General features: G+C 61.6%; 20 protein-coding genes. 9 read left to right on the forward strand and 11 right to left on the reverse strand.

Features of this window, described 5'->3' with window-relative positions:
* Nucleotides 1–51: 51 nt before the first annotated feature.
* Nucleotides 52–1,230, reverse strand: coding sequence for a GGDEF domain-containing protein (locus J2W46_RS02665; protein ID WP_310351052.1), 1,179 nt, complete (start codon nucleotides 1,228–1,230; stop codon nucleotides 52–54).
* Between the two features lie 442 nt (nucleotides 1,231–1,672).
* On the opposite strand from J2W46_RS02665, the gene J2W46_RS02670 reads away from it, so the two are divergent.
* The gene (locus J2W46_RS02670; protein WP_310351055.1) at nucleotides 1,673–2,860 is read left to right on the forward strand and encodes a hypothetical protein; all 1,188 of its coding nucleotides are present in this window, start codon (nucleotides 1,673–1,675) and stop codon (nucleotides 2,858–2,860) included.
* A gap of 147 nt (nucleotides 2,861–3,007) precedes the next feature.
* Here J2W46_RS02670 and J2W46_RS02675 read toward each other — a convergent pair whose 3' ends face one another.
* From J2W46_RS02675 to mhpT, 3 genes are read right to left on the reverse strand one after another with little or no spacing between them, the layout of a single operon-like run.
* Nucleotides 3,008–4,714, reverse strand: coding sequence for a tannase/feruloyl esterase family alpha/beta hydrolase (locus J2W46_RS02675; protein ID WP_310351058.1), 1,707 nt, complete (start codon nucleotides 4,712–4,714; stop codon nucleotides 3,008–3,010).
* A gap of 10 nt (nucleotides 4,715–4,724) precedes the next feature.
* Complete coding sequence (locus tag J2W46_RS02680) at nucleotides 4,725–5,867, reverse strand: porin (protein WP_310351061.1); 1,143 nt, start codon at nucleotides 5,865–5,867, stop codon at nucleotides 4,725–4,727.
* Nucleotides 5,868–5,925: 58 nt separating this feature from the next.
* Nucleotides 5,926–7,167 carry a 3-(3-hydroxy-phenyl)propionate transporter MhpT gene (gene mhpT, locus J2W46_RS02685; RefSeq protein WP_165572649.1) on the reverse strand — a complete coding sequence of 414 codons (1,242 nt, stop codon included), beginning with the start codon at nucleotides 7,165–7,167 and terminating at the stop codon, nucleotides 5,926–5,928.
* Between the two features lie 423 nt (nucleotides 7,168–7,590).
* On the opposite strand from mhpT, the gene J2W46_RS02690 reads away from it, so the two are divergent.
* The 3 genes from J2W46_RS02690 to J2W46_RS02700 all read left to right on the forward strand — a co-directional run bounded on the left by J2W46_RS02690 (nucleotide 7,591) and on the right by J2W46_RS02700 (nucleotide 11,965).
* On the forward strand, nucleotides 7,591–8,427 hold the full coding sequence (locus J2W46_RS02690) for a p-hydroxycinnamoyl CoA hydratase/lyase (protein WP_310351064.1): 837 nt from the start codon (nucleotides 7,591–7,593) through the stop codon (nucleotides 8,425–8,427).
* Nucleotides 8,428–8,503: 76 nt separating this feature from the next.
* On the forward strand, nucleotides 8,504–9,955 hold the full coding sequence (locus tag J2W46_RS02695; RefSeq protein WP_310351067.1) for an aldehyde dehydrogenase: 1,452 nt from the start codon (nucleotides 8,504–8,506) through the stop codon (nucleotides 9,953–9,955).
* A gap of 120 nt (nucleotides 9,956–10,075) precedes the next feature.
* Nucleotides 10,076–11,965, forward strand: coding sequence for a feruloyl-CoA synthase (locus J2W46_RS02700; RefSeq protein ID WP_310351071.1), 1,890 nt, complete (start codon nucleotides 10,076–10,078; stop codon nucleotides 11,963–11,965).
* Nucleotides 11,966–12,010: 45 nt separating this feature from the next.
* Here the strand turns inward: J2W46_RS02700 and J2W46_RS02705 are convergent, their stop codons facing one another.
* Nucleotides 12,011–12,700 carry a hydrolase gene (locus J2W46_RS02705; protein WP_020066304.1) on the reverse strand — a complete coding sequence of 230 codons (690 nt, stop codon included), beginning with the start codon at nucleotides 12,698–12,700 and terminating at the stop codon, nucleotides 12,011–12,013.
* A 397-nt stretch (nucleotides 12,701–13,097) separates the two neighbouring features.
* On the opposite strand from J2W46_RS02705, the gene J2W46_RS02710 reads away from it, so the two are divergent.
* The 3 genes from J2W46_RS02710 to J2W46_RS02720 all read left to right on the forward strand — a co-directional run bounded on the left by J2W46_RS02710 (nucleotide 13,098) and on the right by J2W46_RS02720 (nucleotide 16,705).
* Nucleotides 13,098–14,114, forward strand: coding sequence for an ATP-grasp fold amidoligase family protein (locus tag J2W46_RS02710; protein WP_310351075.1), 1,017 nt, complete (start codon nucleotides 13,098–13,100; stop codon nucleotides 14,112–14,114).
* 260 nt (nucleotides 14,115–14,374) lie between these two features.
* Nucleotides 14,375–15,376, forward strand: coding sequence for a glycosyltransferase family 2 protein (locus tag J2W46_RS02715; protein ID WP_310351078.1), 1,002 nt, complete (start codon nucleotides 14,375–14,377; stop codon nucleotides 15,374–15,376).
* A gap of 105 nt (nucleotides 15,377–15,481) precedes the next feature.
* Entirely contained in the window at nucleotides 15,482–16,705 is a 1,224-nt protein-coding gene (locus tag J2W46_RS02720; RefSeq protein ID WP_310351081.1) for an acyltransferase family protein, read from the forward strand.
* Between the two features lie 56 nt (nucleotides 16,706–16,761).
* On the opposite strand, the gene J2W46_RS02725 is transcribed toward J2W46_RS02720, so the two are convergent.
* Nucleotides 16,762–17,613: an alpha/beta fold hydrolase gene (locus J2W46_RS02725; RefSeq protein ID WP_310066480.1), complete on the reverse strand. Its 852-nt coding sequence runs from the start codon at nucleotides 17,611–17,613 to the stop codon at nucleotides 16,762–16,764.
* 124 nt (nucleotides 17,614–17,737) lie between these two features.
* Between J2W46_RS02725 and J2W46_RS02730 the strand changes: the two genes are divergently transcribed.
* Nucleotides 17,738–18,559 carry a LysR substrate-binding domain-containing protein gene (locus tag J2W46_RS02730; protein WP_174447015.1) on the forward strand — a complete coding sequence of 274 codons (822 nt, stop codon included), beginning with the start codon at nucleotides 17,738–17,740 and terminating at the stop codon, nucleotides 18,557–18,559.
* Between the two features lie 110 nt (nucleotides 18,560–18,669).
* Entirely contained in the window at nucleotides 18,670–19,584 is a 915-nt protein-coding gene (locus J2W46_RS02735; protein ID WP_374726807.1) for an ATP adenylyltransferase family protein, read from the forward strand.
* A 60-nt stretch (nucleotides 19,585–19,644) separates the two neighbouring features.
* On the opposite strand, the gene J2W46_RS02740 is transcribed toward J2W46_RS02735, so the two are convergent.
* Genes J2W46_RS02740 through J2W46_RS02760 form a run of 5 tightly spaced genes read right to left on the reverse strand, consistent with a single transcriptional unit; the run spans nucleotide 19,645 to nucleotide 24,131 of the window.
* Entirely contained in the window at nucleotides 19,645–20,679 is a 1,035-nt protein-coding gene (locus J2W46_RS02740; RefSeq protein WP_374726798.1) for a vWA domain-containing protein, read from the reverse strand.
* Nucleotides 20,676–21,245, reverse strand: a complete 570-nt coding sequence (locus tag J2W46_RS02745; protein WP_310351086.1) for a tetratricopeptide repeat protein — start codon at nucleotides 21,243–21,245, stop codon at nucleotides 20,676–20,678. Before J2W46_RS02745 ends, J2W46_RS02740 begins: the two co-directional genes overlap by 4 nt.
* The gene (locus J2W46_RS02750; RefSeq protein WP_310351089.1) at nucleotides 21,242–22,231 is read right to left on the reverse strand and encodes a vWA domain-containing protein; all 990 of its coding nucleotides are present in this window, start codon (nucleotides 22,229–22,231) and stop codon (nucleotides 21,242–21,244) included. The genes J2W46_RS02745 and J2W46_RS02750 overlap by 4 nt, the downstream gene beginning before the upstream one ends.
* Nucleotides 22,228–23,163, reverse strand: a complete 936-nt coding sequence (locus J2W46_RS02755) for a calcium incorporation protein MxaA (RefSeq protein ID WP_310351093.1) — start codon at nucleotides 23,161–23,163, stop codon at nucleotides 22,228–22,230. The genes J2W46_RS02750 and J2W46_RS02755 overlap by 4 nt, the downstream gene beginning before the upstream one ends.
* Nucleotides 23,160–24,131, reverse strand: coding sequence for a DUF58 domain-containing protein (locus J2W46_RS02760; protein WP_310351095.1), 972 nt, complete (start codon nucleotides 24,129–24,131; stop codon nucleotides 23,160–23,162). The genes J2W46_RS02755 and J2W46_RS02760 overlap by 4 nt, the downstream gene beginning before the upstream one ends.

Consider the following 24,131-nt stretch of genomic DNA (forward strand, 5'->3'; position numbering starts at 1 on the left):
TGGAATGACCTGGTGCTCGATGAAACGCACGTTGCCGTTGAGGAAAGATCGCTATCTAACCACTCTCAGACGCGCGGCATTCTGTGCCGATTCGAGCCGGTTGCCGCCCAACGATTTGGCGCGGTATAGCGCCTCGTCGGCTGCGGCCAGCAGTTCGGCAAGCGACTGGCCCGCGTCGCCGGAATGCGCGAGGCCGATGCTCACCGTAGCCTGAATATCAACGCCGTCCACCCTGTGCGAAACGGTCTGTGCAAAGCGCCTGACAATAGCCTCGCCCACGTCGCGCGCGCGGCGTTCGTCATGGCGCGGCAACAGCACAGCGAACTCTTCTCCGCCGATTCTGGCAAGCACCGCCTCGCGCCCCACCACGTTGCGCGCAACATCCGCGAATGATTTGAGCACTTCATCGCCAGTCTTGTGACCGTAGCGATCGTTGAGCTTCTTGAAGTGGTCGAGGTCGAGCGCAAGCAGCGACACGGAACCGCTTTCATGACCCTCACCGAGCACACGCATGCCTTCCTCGAAGAACCATCTGCGATTCCCGAGACGGGTCAGGTAGTCAGTTTGCGATTCGTGCAGGAGTTGGCCATGCGTTTCCTCGCGGATCATCTTCAGCACGGTCATCGGCAGAATGACCGAGTACAGGACGCCCTCGTACATCGTGATTGCGCCGATGGTGGGCAGCAGGCCCATTCCATACCGCGTCACGAGCCAAGGCAGAACCAGAGCCCGAAAGGCATAGAAAAGCGCGTGGATAGCCGTCACCGCCACCGCGATACGCCGTGACTGGAAGGCTTTGAAGTCGTCGCTTCGAAGGAACTCGCGGGACGTCATGCCGCTCGCCACCGCGATTGCGACCGCGCTGACGTAAGCCCACACGGTGCTCTCCCAGCGCGCACCGCCCACTGCCCATGTCAGCGCCATCAGAAGGAGCAACGCGAGCGAACCGGCCGGGTATCGACGCCCGCTTAGCAACGCGGCACCGTGCAGGACCAGCAGGTAGCCCGTCAGAATGACCAGATTGCTCAGCGCGGAGCCCCACGGGGCGGGCAGATCGTGACGAAACACGGCCGCTGCGCAACCGGTTGCGAGCGTCGCATATCCCGCCGCCAGTACTCGCAACTCCCGGCTTCGCCGCGGATGGCTTTGGTGTTCCCAAAGCGTCATTCCGGAACTGGCGAATAGCGTTCCGATTAAAAGCAGGTAAAGGGTGAGGAGATCGACATGCATCGCTGACCGGACAGTTCCACGCCGGCAGGATGCGGCGACTGCGGCATTTTACTTGTATCGGAACGAAGTGCTCCGCTAATGGAGGCATGCACTCTTTTCTGGGAGCTTGCCGATAACTCAATGCGCCATTAACCACTGCGCCTAAAAAGCACTCGACGAAGTGCCGCTGAACCATAAGTGCATTTCAAGTGAATCGCATCGATGCATCGCCCGACACCCCTAAATGCGACAGAAATAGTCGCAAAACGTTGTGATTCATCGGGTTCGTTTTTTAACCGCATCTGCTACCCTCAACCTGCCGATTTCGTGCGGGCTCGCGAGCATGCGCCGGCTTCATCGCCGCCTTTCTTTCGCAGCTGCTCCACGCAGCGAAGCGACTCCGCGAAGTCTGCGCGATATCTGCTTCTACGAATTCCTCTTCAACCACCGCATGGAGTAAGCGATGTTGGAACGGCTGGGCTCACGGTTTGTCGCCATTGGTGTTTTACTGATCGTCGCAGGTTGCGGCGGCGGAGGCGGCGGGGGTGCCTCGAACACGGGCGCCGCTGCACCGGCATCCGGCGCATCGGGCACGAGCGCGACTACACCGACACTGGCCGCCGCTACGCCTGTGATCGACGGCACGACGCTTGGCGATGCTAACTGGCCCACGGGCTCTACATCGTCGGGCGGCCTCGGACAGCCGGTCGGCGGGCTGAACTGCGGGTTGCGCAGCAATGCCTATACCTACACGCATCTGTCGATCTATCAGAACGGCCGCCTGCTCTCGGTGCCCGCCAACATCGGCACGGTCGGCCCGACCATGACGGCGCAGACAGGTTGCGCGTATCCGCTGCACACCGTCGACGCAAGCGGCAAAATCCGCATGGATACGACCACCGGCGCGTCGTACACACTCGGCCAGTTCTTTGCGATATGGGGCGAAACACTCGGTGCGTCGAACGTCGCGGGCCTGAGCGGATCACCCGTTACGATCTATGTGAACGACGGCGGCACGCTTTCGCAATACAAGGGCGATCCCGCGAGTCTCGTGCTTCCGCCGCATGGCGAAGTCACCATCATGACCGGCACGCCGTTGACGCAGATCCCCACCTACACATGGACCGATCCGCCGCCCTTCGACCCGAATCCGGTCACGCTCGCCTATCTGGGCGTGGTGGGAACCCAGTACTGGCCAGCCGGCAATACGGCGACCGGCGGGAACGGCGCCACGGTCGACGGTTTGATCTGTGCCGCCGGGATGAGCGAGCTGTACCACGTGCATGCGCATCTCGCGATCATCAAGGACGGCCAATGGCTCGCCATGCCGGCGAACGTGGGCATACTGTCGCAGTGCAACTATGAAATGCACACGCACGACCAGACCGGCATCATTCATATCGAAACGCCGACCCTCAAGACGTTCACGCTGGGTCAGTTCTTCGACATCTGGGGGCAACCGCTCTCCAGCACGAACGTCGCGGGCATCACCGGGAACGTCGTGGCGTATATCAACGACAACGGGGATTCGCGCCGTTACATGGGCGATCTGCGCAATATCGAGTTGACGTCGTTACGCGATGTCACATTGCAGATCGGCACGCCGCCAATCAGCTCGCTTCCGACATACTCGTGGTACGAGTCGCAATAACTGAAACGTTCGCGGCATGCGCGATGTGCGGACAATAGCGGCGACGGCGGTGACGCTTAACAACGCGTCCAGCCGACGCCGCAAGACCGCAAACATCATTACTGTCGCCACCAGTAACGGGCCGTGGAACCGCGGCTCGCGCATGGATCAACTACACGAGAAGCTCGCCGCTGAATTCACATCGCCGCCCTTATAGCGCGCGACTTTCGGATACGGACACAGCGGCCGCGTGCGGCCCGCGCCCCACTGCGCAGGCACTTCGCTATTCGGGATCGCATTGCTCGCATCGCGAGCGGTCGCGATGACGCTATCCGGTGCCTTGCCCTGCTCCACCCAGGCGACCATCGGCGTGAGCATGTCGAACTGATCGGCTGCGGGGCCGCCCGAGCAATGGTTCATTCCCGCGACCGTGAAGAGCCGCGCGAAGCTGCTCGCATCGCCGCCATTGGCCGCCATCACGCGTTGATACCAGTCGGTCGTATCGTTCGACGAAAACACCGGGTCGCTCGTGCCGTGATACACCATCAGCTTCGCGCCGCGTTGCCTGAGCGCGCCGAGATTGGCCTCGTCGGGCGGCGTCATGAACGACCACGACGATTCCGTGTACGCGCCGCTCGTCGCAAAGATCTTCGGTGCGTCGGTGTCCATGCTGAAGTTCAATGCATACGATGACAACTGGCTCAGCAGCGAAGCGCTTTGCGGCGGCGTCGTGAACGTAAATGCAGCGGCGGCGGGATCGAGCGTGATGGAGTTGCTCTGCTTCCATGCCGCCCAGCCCGCGCCGCTCACGCCGGCGTCGTAGGGAAAGCTCGCGTACAACGCGGTGCCGGCGCTGTTGCGCGCGCCCGAGAACACATTGCCGATCGCTTCTTTTTGCGCGGTAGTCAGGCACGTTCCATCACGCACGTTGCCCGAGCAGGTCGGCAAGTCCGCGGCCAGGTTGAAATTCGCCTGGCATGCCCTAATGTCCTGCACCATGCCGTCGGCGACACCATCTAGTGCATCGCACTTTGCAATGATCCGCGACGCCACCAGTTGGCGTTCGGCGGCAGTAAAGCCGGTCTTGATGTCGGGCAGGCCATTCGCGGTTGTCGCAGTCGCAACCTTTGCGAATTGCTGCGCGCCCCACATTTCGCCGATGGCCGCCTTCGGCAAATGAAAGCCCGGATCGCCCGCAATGATCCCGTCGTATTCGGCCGACGATCTCGCCGCCGCCACCATCGCGTGACGTCCGCCGTTCGAGCAACCGTCGAAATAACTGCGATCCGGCGCCTTGCCGTAGGCGGTGCGAATGACCTGCTTGGCCATCGGCGTGAGCGTCGCTACCGCGTTATAGCCGTAGTCGATACGCGCCTGAGGATCGAGGCCGAATAGCGGATTCTGCGACGATGAGTGTCCCGCGTCGGAACTGATCACGGCAAACCCCATGTTCAGTGCGTCGTTGAGCGGTCCGCCTCCGCCGATCTCGCCGGTTGCCGTCACCACGTTGCCGTCGAGCCCGCCGTTGGCCTGATAGAAAAACCTTCCGTTCCATGCAACGGGCAGACGCATCTCGAAGCCGATTGCGTAGGTCTTTCCGTCGACAGCGCTCACGCGCTGATTCATCTGCCCTTGAACGACACAATGCTCGGCGATTGGCTTGCTCGCCACCGTCAGCGTTCCGGCCGGTACGTCCTGCACGGAATTGAACGTGGTGTTGGCGAAGGACAATTTGCTCGCCAGCGTCGCGCAGCTTCCAACGAGCGTTGCCGGCGTGGCCGCGCTCAGGTGCGGCAACGTCAATGTGTTATCGGAAGAGCCGCCGCATGCTCCAAGCGTCGCGCACACGGATACCGCAATCACAGACTTTCTCATTCAATGTCTCCTAGAACGCGTGCTTGATACCGACCATCACACCTGTCTGACCGATGCCGGCGGCGGGCGTCGTGCCGCCACCGCCGCCGCTTACCGAATAGCGCGCCTTCGCGCTATTGGCCAGATAGGCGGCCTGCGCATACACCGACGAGCGCTTGCTCAACAGATACGTGGTGCGCAGCGCGCCCATCGTCGCGCGGGAGTCGTGCACACTGTTGACGATGCGGAACACTTCGCCGTCGACCAGGAACGCGGGCGTCACGAAGTACGACGCGCCGACGAAGAACAGATCCGAGCGCACGTTCGGCACCGCCGGCGAGTCCGTCACGACGCGCCGACCAAGCCAGCCCGCACCGAGCTTCGCGCCCGCGTACTGCGCATAGGCGCTCACATGCGTGCGGGCGTCCTTGTCGGCGGCGTTGCCAAGCGGCGTGGGAGGGACGCCGTCGAAGAAGTTCGCCTGGGCATTTGTGCCGCCGCGTTGCTCCTCATACGAAGCTGCAACGCCGAAGTTCGGCGCGTCGTATTTGAGCATTACCGACCAGTCGCGGCACTCGGTCGGGTGGCCCGCTACCGAACCCGCGCAAGTGCCCTGCCCTGGCGAGTTGCCCGTGCCGGCCGAATCGCGGCCGAACGAATACCCGGCGCCGAGCGTGAAGCCCTTGTACGTGCCCATGTAAGTCACCGAATTATCCGCACGCGCATTGGGCACATATGCGTCGAGCGAACCCATGCCGTAGATGTCCGGGCCGATAATGTCGGCGCCTTGCAGCGCGAGGTACGTCATCGTGTATTGCCGGCCAAATGCCATGGTCCCGTATGGCCCCTTGAGGCCGACAAACGCCTGCCGTCCAAACAGCCGCCCGCCCTGGCCGGAACTGCCGTCGCGAACGTTGAACCCGCTTTCCAGTGTGAAGACGGCGCTATAGCCGCCGCCGAGATCCTCGGCACCGCGCAGGCCCCAACGCGAAGGCAACTCGCCCGTTACCGCCGGCATGCGAAACACATGGCCGCCTGCGGCGTTCGCATGCGATACGTATTCCACACCGGTATCGATGATCCCGTACAGCGTGACGCTCGACTGCGCGAGCGCGGTCGTACTCAGCGCGCACAGGGCGCCGGATATAAAAAGGCGGGTCGTGACTGTTTGCATCGTTGTCGTCTCCAAACGTTGTGTTTTCTTTTTCAGTTGATTTGATAAGGATGTCTGATCAGTCGTTCGCGCGCGGACGGCGAATCAGCATCAGAGCCGCCGCCGCGGCAATCAGCGTGACGGGAATGCTCGCGCCGATCACCGTCGACGAACTGCGGCCCATGGCCAGCAACTGGCCGGCCGCAAGCGGGCCGACCACCGAGCCGACGCGCCCCACTGCGACCGCTGCGCCGACACCGGTGCCTCGCATCGCTGTCGGATAGAACGCAGCAGAGAGCGCATACAGCACCGACTGGCCGCCGATCACGAACATCCCGGCGAAGAACGCGGATACCGTCAGCGCCGCGAAACCCGGCGCGATCGACAACGCCGCGAGCGACGCGATAATGCCGATGTACATGCCGGACACCACCACACCGCCGCGCAAACGGTCCATCAACATGCCGATGAAAAGCGCGCCCAGGCCGCCGCCGATGTTGAAGAAGATCTGCACATAACCGACTTCCGCGCGCGCGAGTCCGCGTGCCGCCATCAACGAGGGCAACCAGTTCAGCAGGAAGTACAGCACGATCAGCGTGCAGAAGTAGCTGATCCAGATTTGCAGCGTTGAGAGCCCCCGGCTCCCGCCGAACAGCACTTCGCCGACGGGCGCGGGCTTCGCGTTCATGCCGTGTGACGCGCGGCGAAACGCGGAGGACTCAGGCAGGAATGCGAGCAGAAGCGGCACCAGAATGAGTGGCCCCGCGCCGCCCACATAGAAGATGTGTCGCCATTGCGTATCGCCGATGCTGACAATGCCGACAATCGAGGCGATCACTCCGCCGAAGGGAATACCGCAATACATCACGCTAACGGCGGTATTGCGCAACTTCGGCGAGACCGCCTCCGACGATAGCGCGATCAGATTCGGCAGCGCGCCGCCCAGCCCGATACCCGTCAACACGCGGACAAAAACAAGCATGCCGAAGCTGCTGACGAACGCAGTCGCGATGGACAGCAGACCAAACAGACACGCGCACAGAATCAGTATCCGCTTACGGCCGATGCGGTCGGCAAGTCTTCCGCCCAACATCGCGCCCGGCAATAGGCCGAAGGTGCCCGCGCTGAACGCAAGCCCCATTTGCGCGACGCTCAGGCCGAACTCGCGCGCCATGCGCGGCGCCGCGACGCCCACCGATTGAAGGTCGAGCCCCTCGAGCAAGGCAACCGCAAAACAAAGACTCAGCGTGACGGCGGCGCCCGTTCGCGCGGTGGCTTGCGCCATGCCGTCTGCCGGCAGTGCTGTTCTGGTGGATTTCATGTCTGTCTCCTTTCGGCCGGAGCCGGCGCTTTCGCGTCCTGCTCCGGTCACTGCAAGTTGATTGCTGTTTATTGTGTCGATGGCCGCCGATGCATCCTTATCGCCCCATGTATCAGGCTCCCTGACATCATGGGTGAACAAAAGCGCGTTCATGAGAACGCGCTACGGTCAGTCGCGATGGAGCATATTAAATATCAGGCGACCTGACAAAACAAGGTGAGCGTCTTTGGTGAATACCCCAGGTACATTCAACGCAAGGGTTTTCACCGATCACGCGGCGATTGTGTCCAAAGCCGCTTGATAATAGACTTGTATCAGGCTACCTGATACGGCGCGTGCATTGAAGCTTTAAAGCAAACGCTGTCGGGTGCTCGCACATCACGACAAACATCGATACGCGCACAGGCGCGCTGGAGCTACGAAATGGCAAGTTATGAGGGTCGCTGGAAGACGGTGGACGTGAAAGTCCAGCAAGGCATCGCATGGGTGACGTTCAATCGACCCGAGAAACGCAATGCAATGAGTCCCACGCTCAACAGCGAAATGATCCAGGTACTGGAGACGCTGGAACTGGACGCGGACGCAAAGGTACTGGTGCTGACAGGCGCCGGCGACGCATGGACGGCGGGCATGGACTTGAAGGAGTACTTCCGCGAAGTCGATGCAGGTCCGGAGATTCTGCAGGAAAAGATTCGCCGCGACGCATGCCAATGGCAGTGGAAACTGCTGCGCATGTACTCGAAGCCGACTATCGCCATGGTCAACGGCTGGTGTTTCGGCGGCGGCTTTTCACCGCTCGTCGCGTGCGATTTGGCTATCGCGGCCGACGAAGCCGTGTTCGGCCTCTCCGAAATCAACTGGGGCATTCCGCCGGGTAATCTGGTCAGCAAGGCAATGGCGGATACGGTCGGGCATCGTCAGGCGCTGTACTACATCATGACGGGCGACACGTTCGACGGGAAAGAAGCCGCTGCAATGGGACTCGTCAACAGCAGCGTGCCGCTCGAACAACTGCGTGCCAAAACGGTCGCGTTGGCCGCGAAGCTGCTCGAGAAAAACCCTGTCGTTTTGCGCGCCGCCAAGCATGGTTTCAAACGCTCGCGCGAACTGACGTGGGAGCAGAACGAAGACTATCTGTATGCGAAGCTCGACCAGGCGCAATTGCGCGACCCCGAGAAAGGACGTGAAGAAGGCTTGCGGCAATTCCTCGACCAGAAGTCAATCAAGCCTGGCCTTCAGGCGTATAAGCGCACCGAGTGACGAACAGGTAAATATTGATCCCGTAGCCTGCCCGCACCTGCGCGCAGCACGGGAAAAAGCAAAGGAGACAGCCATCGTGAACGAAGTAAGTATGTTGATCGGGGGCAAGGACTGTCCGGCGTCGGGCGGCGCCACCTTCGAGCGGATTGATCCGGTTACCGGCGGCGTGGCTTCGCGCGCGCCTGCTGCGACGCTCGCCGATGCGGACGCCGCTGTCGAAGCCGCCGCCGCCGCGTTTCCGGCGTGGTCCGCGCTACGGCCGACAGAACGCCGTGCGCGCCTGCTGAAAGCCGCCGACATCATGGACGCGCGAGCGGGCGCGTTCATCGAATGCGGCATGGCCGAAACCGGCGCGATGGCCAACTGGTACGGCTTCAACGTGCATCTCGCAGCCAACATGTTGCGCGAAGCGGCAGCCATGACCACACAGATCGACGGCAGCGTGATTCCGACCGACACGCCTGACAACATTGCTCTCGCGGTGCGCCAGCCCTGCGGCGTCGTACTCGGCATTGCGCCGTGGAATGCGCCGGTGATTCTCGGCACGCGCGCTGTTGCGATGCCGCTCGCGTGCGGTAATACCGTCGTGCTGAAGGCATCGGAAGCCTGTCCGGCCGTACACAGAATGATCGGCAGCGTGCTGCAGGATGCGGGACTCGGCGACGGCGTCGTCAACGTGGTGACGAACGCGCCGGACGACGCGCCTGCCATCGTCGAACGGTTGATCGCTCACCCTGCCGTGCGTCGCGTGAACTTCACAGGATCGACCCACGTGGGCCGCATCATCGCGATGCATGCAGCCAAACATCTCAAGCCCGCACTGCTCGAACTCGGCGGTAAGGCACCCGTTCTCGTGCTCGAAGACGCGGATCTCGACGCGGCCGTGGACGCCATTGCGTTCGGCGCCTTCTTCAATCAAGGGCAGATCTGCATGTCGACGGAACGCGTGATCGCGCATCGCAGCGTGGCCGATGCGCTCGTCGACAAGCTCGCTGAGAAAGCGCGCACGCTGGTTGCCGGCGCACCCAACGCGAAGGATGCCAAGCTCGGCGCGATGGTCAGCGCGCAAGCCGCGCAACGCGCAACGGCGCTCGTGCAGGACGCCCGGGAACATGGCGCGAAAGTACTCGGCGGCGGCACGTTGACTGGCGCAATCATGCAGCCGACCATCGTCGACGGCGTTCTCCCGGCTATGAAGCTCTACGCCGAAGAATCGTTCGCGCCGGTCGTGACCGTGCTGCGCGTGGATACCGACGACGAAGCCGTGAAAGTGGCGAACGACAGCGAGTTCGGCCTGTCCGCCGCTGTCTTCAGCCGCGATATCGCGCGCGCGATGAGCGTCGCGAAACGTGTGGAGTCGGGCATATGCCACATCAATGGACCGACCGTTCACGATGAAGCGCAGATGCCGTTCGGAGGCGTGAAGGGAAGCGGTTACGGACGTTTCGGCAGTAAGGCGTCGATTGCCGAGTTCACGGATCTGCGTTGGATTACGATCCAGACGGGTCCGCGTCACTATCCGATCTAGGCCGCTCGATCAGAATGCTTCGATCGGAAACACCCCGATCTGACACGAATGCCGTTCAGCGGCATCATTCGAATCCCGCATGCTTCGCAGCAGACGAAGACTGCGGGAAGGAGACAATAAGTGAATTTGCAGCCGACGCAATCCAGTGTCGATAGAGAAACGCCCGTGCGCTATCGCGAAGTGCGGATCGGTTCGGCACCCGCTCGCGTTCGCCGTGACGGCGACGTGTGGTACATGGAGTCCGCCGCGATGCCCGGCAACTATCCGCAGCGCCTGACCGACCGGCTGGCAAGCGGCGCGCGTGCGCATCCGGACCGCTGGCTCGTCGCGCGCCGCGGCGCGAACGGGGAATGGCAAGGCATCAGCTACGCGCAAATGCTGCAGCGTGCGCGTGCCATCGGCCAGGCGCTGCTCGAGCGCAACCTGTCGGCCGAGCGGCCCGTTGCGATCCTCTCCGGCAACGATCTCGAACACATGATGATCGCGCTCGGCGCAATGTGGGCCGGCGTACCGTACGCGCCCATTTCGCCGGCGTACTCGCTCGTTTCCAGCGATTTTGGCAAGCTGAGGCATACGCTCGATGTGCTCACGCCCGGTCTTGTCTTCGCGACCGATGCCTCTGCATTTGCCGCTGCAATCGACGCAACTGTTGCGGCCGATGTCGAAGTCGTGACGTCCACGGGCTCCTGTGCCCGCCCTGTGACGAAGCTGTCGGCGCTGCTCGACACAACGCCCATTACGGTCGATGCCGCGCACGAAGCGATCGACCCGGACAGCATAGCCAAATTCCTCTTCACGTCAGGTTCGACGACGCTGCCGAAGGCCGTTCCGACGACGCATCGCATGCTATGCAGCAACCAGCAGATGCTACGCGAAACATTTCCCGAGTTCGCCGACGAGCCGCCGGTACTCGTCGACTGGCTGCCGTGGAATCACACGTTCGGCGGCAGTCACAACGCGGGCATCGCGCTCTATAACGGCGGCACGCTTTATATCGACGACGGCAAGCCCGTCGGCAAGAAGTTCGAAGAGACGCTGCGCAATCTTCGCGAGATCGCTCCGACGATCTACTTCAATGTGCCCAAGGGCTGGGAAGAACTGACGAGCGCGCTTGAAACCGACGCCAAGCTGCGCGAGACATTTTTCTCACGTGTAAAGGTGTATTTCTTTGCGGGAGCGGGACTCTCGCAAGCCGCGTGGGATCGGCTTCAACAGGTTACGGAGCGCTTTTGCGGCGAGCGTATTCGCATCATGGCGGGTCTCGGCATGACGGAGACTTCGCCGTCGTGCCTCTTCACGACGCTGCCCGCGAAGGCCGCCGGTTATGTGGGCGTACCCGCGCCGGGCTGTGAAGTGAAGCTCGTGCCCGTCGGGGACAAGCTGGAGGCGCGCTTTCGCGGTCCACACGTCATGCGCGGCTATTGGCGAATGGACGGTGCAGCCACTGGGAAATCATTCGACGACGAAGGCTATTACTGCAGTGGCGACGCACTGAAGTTCGTCGACCCGCAACAGCCCGAACTGGGTTTGATGTTCGACGGCCGCATTGCCGAAGACTTCAAGCTCAGTTCCGGCACCTTTGTCAGCGTCGGCCCGATGCGCGCGCGTGTTATCTCGGCGGGCGCGCCGTATGTGCAGGACGTGGTCGTCTCTGGATTGAATTGCGACGACGTGGGCTTGCTCGTGTTCCCGCGACTCGACGACTGCCGGCGCCTCGCGCAACTGCCTTCGTCGGCGAGCGCGTCCGAAGTCGTGAGCGCGCCCGCCGTGCGGCAGTTCTTCGTCGAATTGCTCGATCGGCTCAATCGCGAGTCGACAGGCGGCGCGACCACGATCGCACGGATGCGTCTGCTCGACGTCGCGCCGTCGCTCGACCTCGGTGAAATAACCGACAAAGGCTCGATCAATCAGCGCGCCGTGCTCACGCATCGCGCTGAACTCGTGCAGGCGCTGCATGACCCGATCCAGCGGGATCCTGCCGTGATTTACGCGCCGCATGTCCAGACCTGAAGCCGGGCAATGCGACGCGCTGGCCGCAGCATGCGGCCTAAGCGCTTACTTGCGTGCAGGCACGGGCGCGAGAACTTCGTGCGTTCCGGCCGCGCGCTGCGCCGACTTGTGGACCATCGTGTACGCGTAATCAACGCCCATGCCGTACGCGCCGGAATGTTCCTTGACGATGCCCATGACTGCGTCGTACGTCTCTTTGTGAGCCCAGTCGCGTTGCCATTCGAGCAGCACCTGTTGCCAAGTCACAGGAACAACGCCGGCCTGGATCATGCGCTGCATCGAATATTCATGCGCTTCCTTGGAGGTGCCGCCCGACGCGTCTGCCACCATGTAGATCTCGTAGTCGCCTTCGTCCATTGCGCACAGCGAGAAGGTGTTGTTGCAGACCTCGGTCCACAGACCCGCCACCACCACTTTCTTGCGGCCGTTGGCGGCGAGCGAGTCGCGAACCTTCTGGTCGTCCCACGAATTCATCGACGTGCGTTCCAGCACCTTGTGACCGGGGAACACGTCCAGCAACTCAGGGTACGTATAGCCGGAGAAGCTTTCCGATTCCACCGTCGTGATGGTCGTGGGAATGTTGAACACGCGTGCGGCCTTGGCAAGGCCAACCACGTTGTTCTTCAGCACCTGCCGGTCGATCGACTGGACGCCGAAAGCCATTTGCGGCTGGTGATCGATAAAGATGATCTGCGAGTTCGCAGGCGTGAGGACTTGCAGTTTCGGATTAGCCATGGCTTTGTACGTCCTAAGTGTCGATAAAGGTTTGCTGAACAGGGAAAACATGCCGCATTCGCTTCACAAGCGAGGAAAAACTGGAATGCAGTCTATCGACGGGCTTGCGCCGAGTCCTTGTCCAAGTCCTTAATCGTTCTTAAAAATAACAAACCGAAAGGTTTCATCCTTAAGGGCCAGCGCACCGCAAGGCGCGCGGTACCCTGCAGCCACATGCTTTCGGTTCGAAAACATGTCCGCGCACAATCGGCCGCCTTCATGGGATTAGGCCAAAACACCTTCGTTTAGCGACGCTGGCAATTAGCGCGACTTCCGTACGTTAACCTCGCATCGTGATACATCGGCAGGCCTGGCCGGGCCCCTGATGTAGCGCGAATAACTTACGGGAATTCGAAAAATGACGACGACCAATTCAGTCCAGTTTCCGGGTGAATCCGGCCCTTCTGTACCTCAACAAAAAGCGCCATCGTCCACAAGTACCGCCCCACTGCGCCGCCAATCGACAGTTCGCAAGATAAAGGAAGCGGCCAAGTCACTATTACCGGCGCCACTGTTCCTGAGCTTGCTGCATCACAAAGAAATTGGCCGCTATCCGAGCCTGCTGCGCCCTACTACCTTCAATGAGAAGATCTTGCGTAAAAGCCTGCGGCCCGATCCGTGGTTCGCGGAGCTGACCGACAAGCTTACGGTTAGAAAATATGTAGCGAGAGTGCTGGGCGAGGAGCACGTAATTCCGTTGCTCGCAGCGCCGGACACCTTTTCGAAAGAAGTATTCGATGCGCTGCCGAACTCGTTCGTGATGAAAGCCAATCACGGCAGCAGCTATGTGGAGGTGGTGAGAGACAAGTCCACACGCTCTTTCGAAGAACTGCGAGAGCTTGCCGATCACTGGTTGACACTCGACTTCTACAAGATCGCGCGAGAGAAACACTATCGCCAGATCGAGCCACGGGTTTTCTTCGAACACCTGTTGCTCGACAAGAGCGGCCAGATTCCCGCCGACTACAAACTGCACTGCTTCGGCGGCCGAAGTGGAAGGCCTACCATTTACATTCTGGTGATCTCGGACCGGTTCGGCTCGAACACGCGTGGCGACATATACGACGCGAACTGGAACCATCTGGACATGGCGATTGGCGCCTACAAACCCAGTGCAGAGCCGTCGCCCCGCCCGGAGAACCTGGAAGCCATTCTGGACGCCGCCACCATGCTATGCAGCGATTTCGATTATGTTCGCGTGGACCTGTATGCGCCGGATAACCAGATTTACTTCGGCGAATTGACGTTTACGCCCGGCGCGGGCGTACTGCCATTCACGCCTGACAAGGTCGACTACGAGTGGGGAAAACTCGTGCCCGACGCGTTCCTTTCAGCAAGGCCACCTTTACCGATTCCGTCGACGCAACCGGCGTAACGTTTGCCGGTTTATTTCGGCAACTTTTGTCACGTAACGCGCGCCGCATAAGGGCATATTCCCCGCTTTACCGAAGCTCACGCGAGCCGCGTCCAGTTGTGTTATCAACCGCACATATCGCACTACCGCCCGTTGGCGGGGCAACGAACGGAAAGGTAAATTGATTCGTGCTGGCTTCAGAGGCCAGCGCGAGCGAACCCAAGGCGGGCAGTAGTCGCCGGTACGCTGCGCTCCCGGTTCATGACAGGTGGTGAATAAATATGCAAAACGTGACAATCGTCATCTGCAATTACAACTATGGCCGCTTCCTCGCTAAGGCCATCAACTCAGCCCTCGATCAGGATTATCCGGCTACTCAGGTGCTCGTAATCGACGACGGATCGACCGACGGCTCACGTGAAATCATAGAAAGTTACGGCTGCCGCGTTAAAGCGCTTTACAAGCAAAATGGCGGCCAGGTATCCGCATATAACGATGCAGTGAACCTGATAGAGACAGAATTTGTCATTCTGCTCGATTCCGACGATCTGCTCTATTCTCACGCGGTGTCGAAAGTCATGCGCGTGTTCGATAGCGGCAACTTCGTCAAGGTCCAGTTCCGGCTCGACGTCATCGATCCCGCAGGCAAGCCGTCGGGTGCATATGTACCGCACTCCGCGGCTCCCAGCGACTGCGGCAGCCCCTTGCGCCAGGGATGGTTATATCCGTCGCCGCCTGCATCGGGCAACGCTTACCGCACAAGCGCATTAAAGAAGATATTTCCCGTTCCAGAGGCCGATATCAATCGCTACGGAGCGGACTTTTATGCGATCTACGGCGTCGCCTTGTTAGGAGCCGTGGCAACGATTCCGGAATCGCTCGGTGCTTACCGCGTGCATCGCACCGAAAACTCGGGCATTGATTTCGCAAACTCCGAAAGCAACGACAAAGCGCCCAAGGCGCTGACCAAACGCTGGGCCATTCTGCGGCAAATGGCGCGCGCGCGTCTGGGGATCGAACTTCCGCTGTCGTTTCATGACTTCTCGCTTGAGAAGGCCCATTTCTGCTCTGCCGTTTATCAGGCGCCGTTCACGAAACGCTGGCGATGGGTCAGCCGGCAGTCGCATAGTTACTTCCGCTCTATCGTGGGGAACCCGTTCTGGAGCTACAAGAAAAAAATTGGCACGCTCGCTTTGTCGAGTCTCTGTTTGTTGCCTTTCTCGACGCTCTCCGATTTCGCCGTTCGTTACATTGCAAATCCTCTTGCCCGCCGTCGCCTTTAGTCATCCGAAGCAAGATCAATCGTTGTTTGCGGTTCGTTTCAATCTTTAAAGCATGCCCGGTGCGTTGCACCTGATGTCACCGCAACAATTTGCATGGAAGTGATGATGAACAAGTTCGTTGGCCTGGATGTACTGCGTTTCGCGCTGGCTGTGTATTTGATGGTGTTTCATTCGATACATCAGTATCCGCAGTACGTGACGCTTCCGTTCGTTGAGTTGGCCAACCTGGGCGGCTTCGCCACGAGTTCGTTCTTCATTTTGTCGGGCTTCATTCTCGCCCACGTCTACTTCGGGCGAAGCGTCGAGTTGCGGGGCGGCACGCGCGAGTTTTTTGTGAAGCGCCTTTCCAATCTTTACCCCGTGCATCTCATTGCGCTCGTACTGGTGCTTCTCGTCTCGGCGGCAGGCACGCGCGGATACCAGCAGTTCGCGATCATGTCGCTCGACGACGCAGAGCACTACGTTACGCTCGGCCCCACCGAGACCGCTATTAATTTCGTGCTGAACCTGTTCTTGCTGCAGGTGTGGAATCCGCTATACGGGTCGGTCAATCCGCCATCATGGTCGCTGGCGACATTGTTTTTCTTCTATCTCGCGTTTCCGTTTTTCGCGCCGCGGCTTCTCAAAGCCCGAAACAAACACCGGCTGTTACTGATTTTGTGGGTGCTCTACCTCGTCCCGCCTGTGCTTGCGACACTGATGCACTGGTACGGTCCCGCCGCGGTCGGCATAGTCACCCGCAACCCGGTGCTGCGACTGCCCGAATTTCTGGGCGGTATCGTCCTGTATGGACTGTTTCGCGAGGGACATCTGACCGCCATACACCGCAGCGGCATGAAGCTTGCCGCAGCGTTGCTGGTGTTTGCAGGCTCGTTCGCAGCCGCTGCGTGGTTCGAGTCGCATGGATCCATCAATACACGTTATCTCGTTCATAACGGCGCGTTGATGCCTGCGGAGCTGTTGCTCGTCGCCGTATTCGCCGGCCTTTCGGTTCCGCCCAGATTCGCGGCGCTATCGACTCGTCTAGGGAACTCGGCACTCTCGCTATTTGCGATTCATGTGCCGATCTTCCTCGTCATGATGAAGGTGTTGAAACTGCTGTCTATCGGCAAATCGCCCCTATGGTGCGCTTCGCACTTCTCCGAATGCGTCGCGGCTTCGAAAGAAGTCATACCCAGTATGGCGACTTATCCGCTGTATCTGATCGGGACGGTGATTGCGGCCGTGTATTTCCAGGAGCGGCTGGTCGCTCCGTTGAGGGACTGGATTCGCGGCCGGTTCCTCAGAGCGAGGACGAGGGCTCCGGCAGCGGAGCCGGGAAGTGTTTGAGGATTGACGCCGCCGCGAGGCGTTTCAGCGCAAGGCGGCCGGCTTTGGAAGCACCTTCAAAAGCTCGCAAACGAATGCACGAGTCGATTGAAAGCTCCGGCGTTCGACACATTCATTCCGTGCGACGCGCCCGCAATGGTCTGCTTGTCCGCGTAGTCGATCCAGTCCGCGAGTTTTTCGACGTTGTTGCGAAACATGCGAGGGCTGCGTTGCCCTTCGATCAACAGCGTCCTGCATTTCACACCGCGCGCCGCGTCGCGTGAATATGCGGGCAGCGGATCGCGCAGCTGTTTCGGCAACGTGGCCGCGTTGTCCGTAGCCATCGTGCGAAAGGCTACCGAACTCTTGCGCCATGAGCCCGGCGCGCTGACCGAGTCCACGAACAGTTCAAGACCCGCGTCGATCTCGCCTGCTTCTATCAAGTCCACAACGCGTGCGCGCAGCGCGTTCGTCGCGGTGGGCAGCGACGCGTCGGGCATGCCGTCTATCTGTAACGGACCGCCAGGGTCCGCAAGCGTAAGCGTCTTCACGAGTCGCGGGTACTCGCGCGCCAGGTTGAACGCGACGCAACCGCCGCGCGAGTGGCCGACCAGGTGCACAGGCGCGATGCCGAGCGCCTCGATGAATTCGGCCAGTTCGGCAACATGCGTCTGCCAGCCGAACTCGCCCTGAATGCACGCGTAGGCTGCGGGCCAGTAGTGGCTCAAGCTCACCGAGATGCAGCGGAAATGCCTGGACAGCGCGGCTGTCTGCGCACTCCAGTAGCGGTAGTCGCACAGCGAGCCATGCACGAAGACGAGCGGCTCTCCCGTTCCGCACTCGACATACGGCACGCTAATGCCCGATGCGATGGTCGCAAACGAGAGTTCGGGCGCGGCAAGCAGGGAGAAATCGGTTCGGGCGTTCATACACTGGCTCCTTTGGCTGCACTATGCCGCACGTCAACATTTAAGAAAATCGCGTAATATTGATGGAATCTATTTGATTTTCTGATACCAGACCTTGAAAGCACTCGATCTCGATGTGATGACGATGATCGTCGCCGTCGCGGACACCGGCAATATCAGCCGCGCGGCGGAAGTCGTGCACCGCTCGCAATCGGCGGTGAGCATGCAGATCAAGACGCTCGAAACCGCGCTCGGCAAGCCGCTTTTCGTACGCAAGCCGAGGAACGTCATACCGACACAAGACGGCGAAGTGCTGCTCGCTTACGCGCGGCGCATGCTGGCGCTGCGCGACGAAGCCTGGGCCGCCGTGGTTCGGCCCGACGTCACCGGCCGCGTGAGTATCGGCGTGCCGGACGACTACGCGTCCTCCCTACTGCCGCCAATCCTCAAAAAATTCTCAGCAACTTATCCGAAGGTCGAAATCCGGGTGGTCGGCCTGCCAAGCGTCGCGCTCGCGCCCATGGTGAAGGACGGTTCCGTCGATCTCGTGTGCGCGACGCGGGTCAAAGGATTGTCGGGCGAGTTTTTGCGGCTCGAGCCGATGGTCTGGGCGGCGTCGCCGAGCGCACACGACATCTGGCGCGAAAGGCCGTTGCCGATAGCCGTGTTTTTGCCCGGCAGCGTCGCGCGGGAGAACGCGATCCGCAGCCTCGAACACGCGAAGATCAGCTATCGGACCTCGTATGAAAGTCCGAGTCTGATGGGTCTCGTGTCGATGGCCGAAGCCGGCCTCGCGATCGTTCCGCTCGCACAATGCGCTGTACCCGCGCATTTCGCGCTGCTCGGTCATGCGCAGGGGCTGCCCGAAATCGCAGCACTCGAAGTCGTGCTCGCGCGAAGCACGGCATCAAAACGCCCGCCCTGCGATTTTCTCGCTGAGAAGATCATTGCGGAATTGAGGCGCTAGCTCGCCACCAGGAACGGAACGGTGACAGGCGTGACCTTCGCCGCGCGAGGCAGGTCGGCCGAGTGTATAAAGGAAGCTGCATGTCGTCCAAACAGGGCTTGCCTCTTTCGATGAACACGTCCCTTCCCGAGCAAGCCGGCGCGTTGTGGCCGGCCATCCTCCGCCAAACCGCACATGCGCTCGATCGCGGCGCGCTGCTTCCGATACAAACGAGCCGCACTACCATCGATGACGGCGGCGTGCGGTTTGTGGTCCGGCAAGTCTCAAGCCTCGCCCGCAAAGAAAAGGACGCGCAGCAGCGCAAAGCCGGATCGACCGGCGCTCGCGCGTCCAACCCTTTCCTGCCCTACGACCCGGATCTGTTCGTCGCCGACATTTCCGACACGCATCTCGTCCTGCTCAATAAATTCAACGTAATCGATCACCATGTGCTGATCGTTACGCGCCGCTTCGAGTTACAGCGAGCGCTGTTGAATCTCGCGGACTTCCGCGCGCTCTTCACTTGCATGACGCAGTTCGACAGTCTCGGCTTTTACAACGGCGGCCCCGAAGCCGGCGCAAGTCAGCTTCATAAGCATTTACAGATCGCGCCCTTGCCGCTCGACGACACTACGCCACCACTGCCGATAGAACCGCTGCTGGCGTCGGCGCGCATGGACGGCTCCGTCGGTACGGTGCCGGGCCTCGACTTTGCGCATGCGTTTGTCGGCTTCGATCCGGTGCTTGTATCGCGTCCGTTGGAACTGGCGCACAGTGCTTTCGAGCGGTACATGTCGTTGCTCGCCGCAACCGGATTGCACGCTGTCGATGTGGACGGTGAACCGCTGCAATCGGCACCTTATAACCTGCTCGTCACTACGCGATGGATGATGCTCGTGCCTCGCCGCGCCGAACACAGCGAGGGCATTTCGATCAACGCGTTGGGGTTTGCCGGATCGCTTTTCGTGCGCAACGAAACACAGATGGACATCATCCGGACGCGCGGTCCGATGAGCATACTGAAAGAAGTCGCGGGGACCATCTGAAGCGTCGGTATCTGTATCCTCACTTAGTCAGCGGTGAAGAACGAGGCGCAGCTGTCATTGCTACGTTGTGATCGATTCCTCGCTTCGGGTGGCCGCTGTCCGCACGTTGCCAGCAAGCGGTGCGCTATCTGCGCGAGCGCCTCGCGCAGGACGGAAAAGGCGCGCGCCGACGCGCATCCACGCAAAGACAACGGCAGTATCCGGCATGAAGCGGCAGACGAGCAGCAGCAGCGCGAGCGCTGCGGGACACCAGCGCAAATCGGTCGGCACGCTTTCCCGGTGAGCGAGCCGCGAATCGAGCAACGCGTCGCGCAATGACGCGGCGTCGATGAGGCGCCCATAGCCGAAACCGACTTGCCCCGCCACCGACGACAGATAGTGCCCTTGCAACGCCGACAACTCCTCGCGACTCTCGGCATGAGTCGCGGACGCGTGCATCTGAGGGACCTGTACAACCTGGTCCGCCTGCCAGAAGCCGATGCGATTTCCGTGGGCATCGCTGCGCGGAATAGGCGCGGGTTGATCGCCGCCCACGCCGATCAACCAGCCCTTCACGTGAGCCGGATTGATATCTTGCTTCAGCGCATCGGAGGGCAGCAGCGGCGGCGCCTCCTGACCATCGGTGAGGAACACGACGGCCGTACTGTCGCCGATCTCCTGCGCCACGCGAACCGCCGAATACACACCGCCTTCGGCAATACGGCTGTAGTTCGTCCAGCGCATGTGCCCGTCGATCCGATCGAGCGACGACAGCAGCGCGTCATAGTTGCCGCAGACTTCGACCGGCGCCACGAGCAGAAAACTCCGTTGCCCGGTGAATGCACTCCAGCCGACTTTCGAGCCGCACGGCAATTGACCGAGTGCATCGCGCATCGCGGCGCGCGCGAACGCGAGCCGGCTCACCGGCGCGCCGTTCAGCACGACGTCTTCGACATACATGCTCTGCGTGATATCGAATGTGACGACATAGCTCGACGTGTCGCGCGGCAACGCCACCGGCGGCAAGGTGAACGCGAGAATCAGCAGCACGAGAGCGGCGGGCATCGTCCAGTGACGGCCTGCGAGAAAACCACGTGTTTGGGCCCCGAGGCTCACGGCAAATCCTTGCTTTCAGGATCGCGCACCTTGACGTCGTGCTGCTCCTTCACGTCCGGCGCGCCGGATGCAGAACGCGTTTCGGGGGCGAGCCACAACGCCCGTTCGAGGTTGTAGCGCGCATCCCAATCGTCCGGTGCAATGCGTAGCAGACTGCGGTAGCGCGCCTTGGCTTCCTCGACCATTGCAAGCGATTCGATCGCGCCGGAAGGGCTATGTCCGATGCCCTGCCGCAGGTACAGGTTGCCGAGATCGAACAGCGCCGCGCGTCCGACCTCGCCTTCGGGCTGCTCCCGAATCAGCGACTCGAAGAGTGGGCCCGCCGCATCGTAAGCGCCGTCTTTCGACAACGCCACTGCGCGCGCGAGCCTGACTTGGGGCGCATCGTCGGTGCTGGCAACGTTGCGCTTTGCATCTTTGGACCCCGCTTTGGTCGCAACGACGGTTGCCGCAACGGTCCGGTTCACCTGATCCGCCCGCTGCACTTCGATCCAGTTGTAAGCCGCTACGGCCGCGCAGCACAGCGCCACGGCTCCGAAGATCATATGTACCGACGAGCGCTTCATGACCACACCCGCACCTGAAAGAGCCGTAGTGCCAACAGCAGCACGCAACTTGCAAGCGCGACCGCGAAGCAGTACGGACTGAAGTCCTCGCGCGGCAAACGCTCGATAAACGTAGTCAGCGCATTTTGCTGGCGGTTAATCTCGGCCATCGCGTCCTTCATTGCTTTTGCGTTACCGGTCTGGAACAAACGATAAGGTGTCTTGAGCGACAGGAAATAACGGTGCAGCTCAGCTTCAGCGGACGACTCGCTCGCAGGTACGGCCGCGTTCAGATCGGGGCTGTAAACGCTGCTGCGCAAATAGATGAAGTAAAGCGCAATCTCGTTGCGCAGCAGGCCGTCCTCGATCAACTGCCGCTCGCGCGCGTCGAGTTTCGCGCCGCCGTCCGAAACGAGAACGATCGCGCGGCGGCTCGACGAATGCTGCTGATTGAATTCACCGATTGCCGTGAGCAGCCCGAGATCGAGTTGCGTATCGGGCATGCCGCGGCCTACCGCAGTACCGGCGATAGCGGCGTCGATCGCGCGATGGTCGTAGGTGAACGGCATTGCAAGCAACGGGCTCGTGCCGAACATCATGAATGCAAGCCGGTCGTTCGGCCTTTGCGCGACGAACTGCGTCAACGAAGCGCGCGCCACTCTGTTCTTCGATTCGCCCGCACTTACCTCGACACCTTTGCTGTTCATCGGCTCGTCCATGCTGGCACTGCGATCCATCAGAATCAGAATCTGCGCGCCGCTGCCCGTGCGCACCACTTCTCGAGGCGAACGCCCAGGACCGGCCAGACCGATGACAATCGCCAGCATCGCCAGCACCGCACTGCCCTGCGCGACGGCGCCGATCCATCGCCCGGCGCGATCGTCGGGCAGCCATGCGATCCACGAGAACGGGAGCGTGTCGGCGCGGCGAGGCAACAGCGGCAGCAACACGAGCGGCAGCAGCGCAAGCAGCCAGGGGTGAGCCAGGTCGAGCGCCATATCGTTCATCGCTGGTGGCGCCGCTCCGCGCGATACAGCGCCTCGCACAGACTGCGCAGCGGATAGGCGTCGCCCGTCGGCGCAGGCGTGAAAAAGCGCTCGGCCGATTGCCGGTAGAACTGCTCCAGTTGCGCGCGCAACGGTTGCAGATAGGGCGCTCGAACAAAGAGGCCCGACAGCGCGCCCACATGCACCACGTGGCCCGCCGTTTCGTTCACCGCGCGATGCAGGCAAAGCCATGCCTCCGCAGACGCGTCCCCAGGCGGCCCGCTCGCTCGTGGCTTGCGCTGCATGTGCCGCAGCTCCCGCCAGGCGCGTGCAAACGGCAGACGCGCCGACTCGCGCGCGTTGCGCCAGAACCACCAGCCTGTCCACGACAACACGGTCAGCATGAGCAAGCCAAGCGCGAGGCCCGCCTGCCGCCGAAGCGGCGCTGTAGGCACCGCAGGCGCCTGGCGGTCCGGACGCAGCGCTTGCAGGTCGCCGACATTGAACGGATTCGCGGGCGTTGCCGGACCGATGCTGAGCGGCCATTCGCCGACCTGAAGCGTCGCGCCGGACGACGACGTCAGCGACAACGCAGGCAACGCAACCTGCGTGAGTGTCGTCGGCACGTTGACGACCTGGTAGTCGATCGCCATCCACCGGTGACCGTCGGCGTCGGTTTCGCTACGAACCCGCCGGCGTTCGAGCCACGAATCGGTGCGACCGAGCGAAGGCGGCGTTACGGTGCCGATATCGTAGCCGTCGCCTTTCAGCAGAATGCGTTGCGTGAGGACGTCGCCCAGCAGATAGCCGAATGCGCGCGGTTCCTGCACCGTCGGCTGCAAGGCCGCGCCGCTCGCCGCTGCGCTGCTGGTGGACGGCGTCATCGCCGGCATCAGCGAAATGGCAAGCACGAGGGCGAACCGGAGGCGGCGCGACGAACCATTTGCTCTCATGCGATTGCCTCCAGAAAATAGCGTGACATCGCTTCGGGGTCGAACTCGCCTTCGATGTAGAACGGTTGCATCGCGCGTTTGCCGAACATCTGCGAGAGTTCCGCGCGGCGCCGTGCAACGCCTTCGTGCCAGCGTTCGCGCGCGCCGGCGCTTAACCAGAGCGTGCGCCGCGCACCGGACTCGGCGTCCCTCACTGCAAGCAGCGGACCGCCCGCAGGCGGCGCAATCTCCGCAGCATCCCACACGACGATGGGCACCACATACGCATGCACCAGCAGATCGAGCACCGCCGGCAATGCTGTAAGCGGCCAGTGGAAATCGGAGACGAGAAAGACCAGCGCCTGACGGCCCGCTAGCGTCGACGCAATGCGTTGCAGCGCGCCGACGCTGCCGCTGCCGCTGCCGTTGCGGTTGCCAATGCCACTGCCATCGCCGCTGCGGTTGCCGTTGCCGCTGCCGCTGCAGTTATCCGAGACCGCTGCCGCAGCGAAGTCCGCGCTCGTGCCCGCGTCCACACCTGCGCTCTCGCGCAACATCCCCGCAAGCAAATTGCCGATGCCGCGCCCGGAGCGTGGCGGCATGAAAAGGTCGTCGCGCGCGCCGCTATCGAACGCAAGCATCCCCAACGGATCGCCGACGCGAAACGCGCTGTACCCCAATGCTTCGACGAAATCCGCGGCCACCTGCAACTTGCTGCGGCGCGTGCCGAAACGCATCGACGCCGACACATCCACAAGCACCTGCACGGGCACCGCGGCGCGCTGCAGATGCACTCTCACGAGCCACTCCGAACGGGCCGCGCGCACGCTTGCCCGCAGATCGATGCGACGTGGATCCGGATAGTCGAACAGGCGGCCATGCATTGCGAATTCCTGGCCGGCGCCAAAGCTCGATCCGCGATGCGAGCCGGGCCGAAATCCCGACGAACGCATCGGCAAACGGTAATGGAATTCCGCGATTTCTTTCAT

The organism is Paraburkholderia strydomiana, assembly GCF_031456815.1.
GTDB classification, from domain to species: domain Bacteria; phylum Pseudomonadota; class Gammaproteobacteria; order Burkholderiales; family Burkholderiaceae; genus Paraburkholderia; species Paraburkholderia caledonica.

What these genes read in the sequence shown, in the direction of transcription:
- J2W46_RS02665 (WP_310351052.1), bottom strand. Translation starts at nt 1,230, where the DNA reads ATGCATGTCGATCTCCTCACCCTTTACCTGCTTTTAATCGGAACGCTA.
- J2W46_RS02670 (WP_310351055.1), top strand. Translation starts at nt 1,673, where the DNA reads ATGTTGGAACGGCTGGGCTCACGGTTTGTCGCCATTGGTGTTTTACTG.
- J2W46_RS02675 (WP_310351058.1), bottom strand. Translation starts at nt 4,714, where the DNA reads ATGAGAAAGTCTGTGATTGCGGTATCCGTGTGCGCGACGCTTGGAGCA.
- J2W46_RS02680 (WP_310351061.1), bottom strand. Translation starts at nt 5,867, where the DNA reads ATGCAAACAGTCACGACCCGCCTTTTTATATCCGGCGCCCTGTGCGCG.
- mhpT (WP_165572649.1), bottom strand. Translation starts at nt 7,167, where the DNA reads ATGAAATCCACCAGAACAGCACTGCCGGCAGACGGCATGGCGCAAGCC.
- J2W46_RS02690 (WP_310351064.1), top strand. Translation starts at nt 7,591, where the DNA reads ATGGCAAGTTATGAGGGTCGCTGGAAGACGGTGGACGTGAAAGTCCAG.
- J2W46_RS02705 (WP_020066304.1), bottom strand. Translation starts at nt 12,700, where the DNA reads ATGGCTAATCCGAAACTGCAAGTCCTCACGCCTGCGAACTCGCAGATC.
- J2W46_RS02710 (WP_310351075.1), top strand. Translation starts at nt 13,098, where the DNA reads ATGACGACGACCAATTCAGTCCAGTTTCCGGGTGAATCCGGCCCTTCT.
- J2W46_RS02715 (WP_310351078.1), top strand. Translation starts at nt 14,375, where the DNA reads ATGCAAAACGTGACAATCGTCATCTGCAATTACAACTATGGCCGCTTC.
- J2W46_RS02720 (WP_310351081.1), top strand. Translation starts at nt 15,482, where the DNA reads ATGAACAAGTTCGTTGGCCTGGATGTACTGCGTTTCGCGCTGGCTGTG.
- J2W46_RS02725 (WP_310066480.1), bottom strand. Translation starts at nt 17,613, where the DNA reads ATGAACGCCCGAACCGATTTCTCCCTGCTTGCCGCGCCCGAACTCTCG.
- J2W46_RS02730 (WP_174447015.1), top strand. Translation starts at nt 17,738, where the DNA reads ATGATCGTCGCCGTCGCGGACACCGGCAATATCAGCCGCGCGGCGGAA.
- J2W46_RS02735 (WP_374726807.1), top strand. Translation starts at nt 18,670, where the DNA reads ATGAACACGTCCCTTCCCGAGCAAGCCGGCGCGTTGTGGCCGGCCATC.
- J2W46_RS02745 (WP_310351086.1), bottom strand. Translation starts at nt 21,245, where the DNA reads ATGAAGCGCTCGTCGGTACATATGATCTTCGGAGCCGTGGCGCTGTGC.
- J2W46_RS02750 (WP_310351089.1), bottom strand. Translation starts at nt 22,231, where the DNA reads ATGAACGATATGGCGCTCGACCTGGCTCACCCCTGGCTGCTTGCGCTG.
- J2W46_RS02755 (WP_310351093.1), bottom strand. Translation starts at nt 23,163, where the DNA reads ATGAGAGCAAATGGTTCGTCGCGCCGCCTCCGGTTCGCCCTCGTGCTT.
- J2W46_RS02760 (WP_310351095.1), bottom strand. Translation starts at nt 24,131, where the DNA reads ATGAAAGAAATCGCGGAATTCCATTACCGTTTGCCGATGCGTTCGTCG.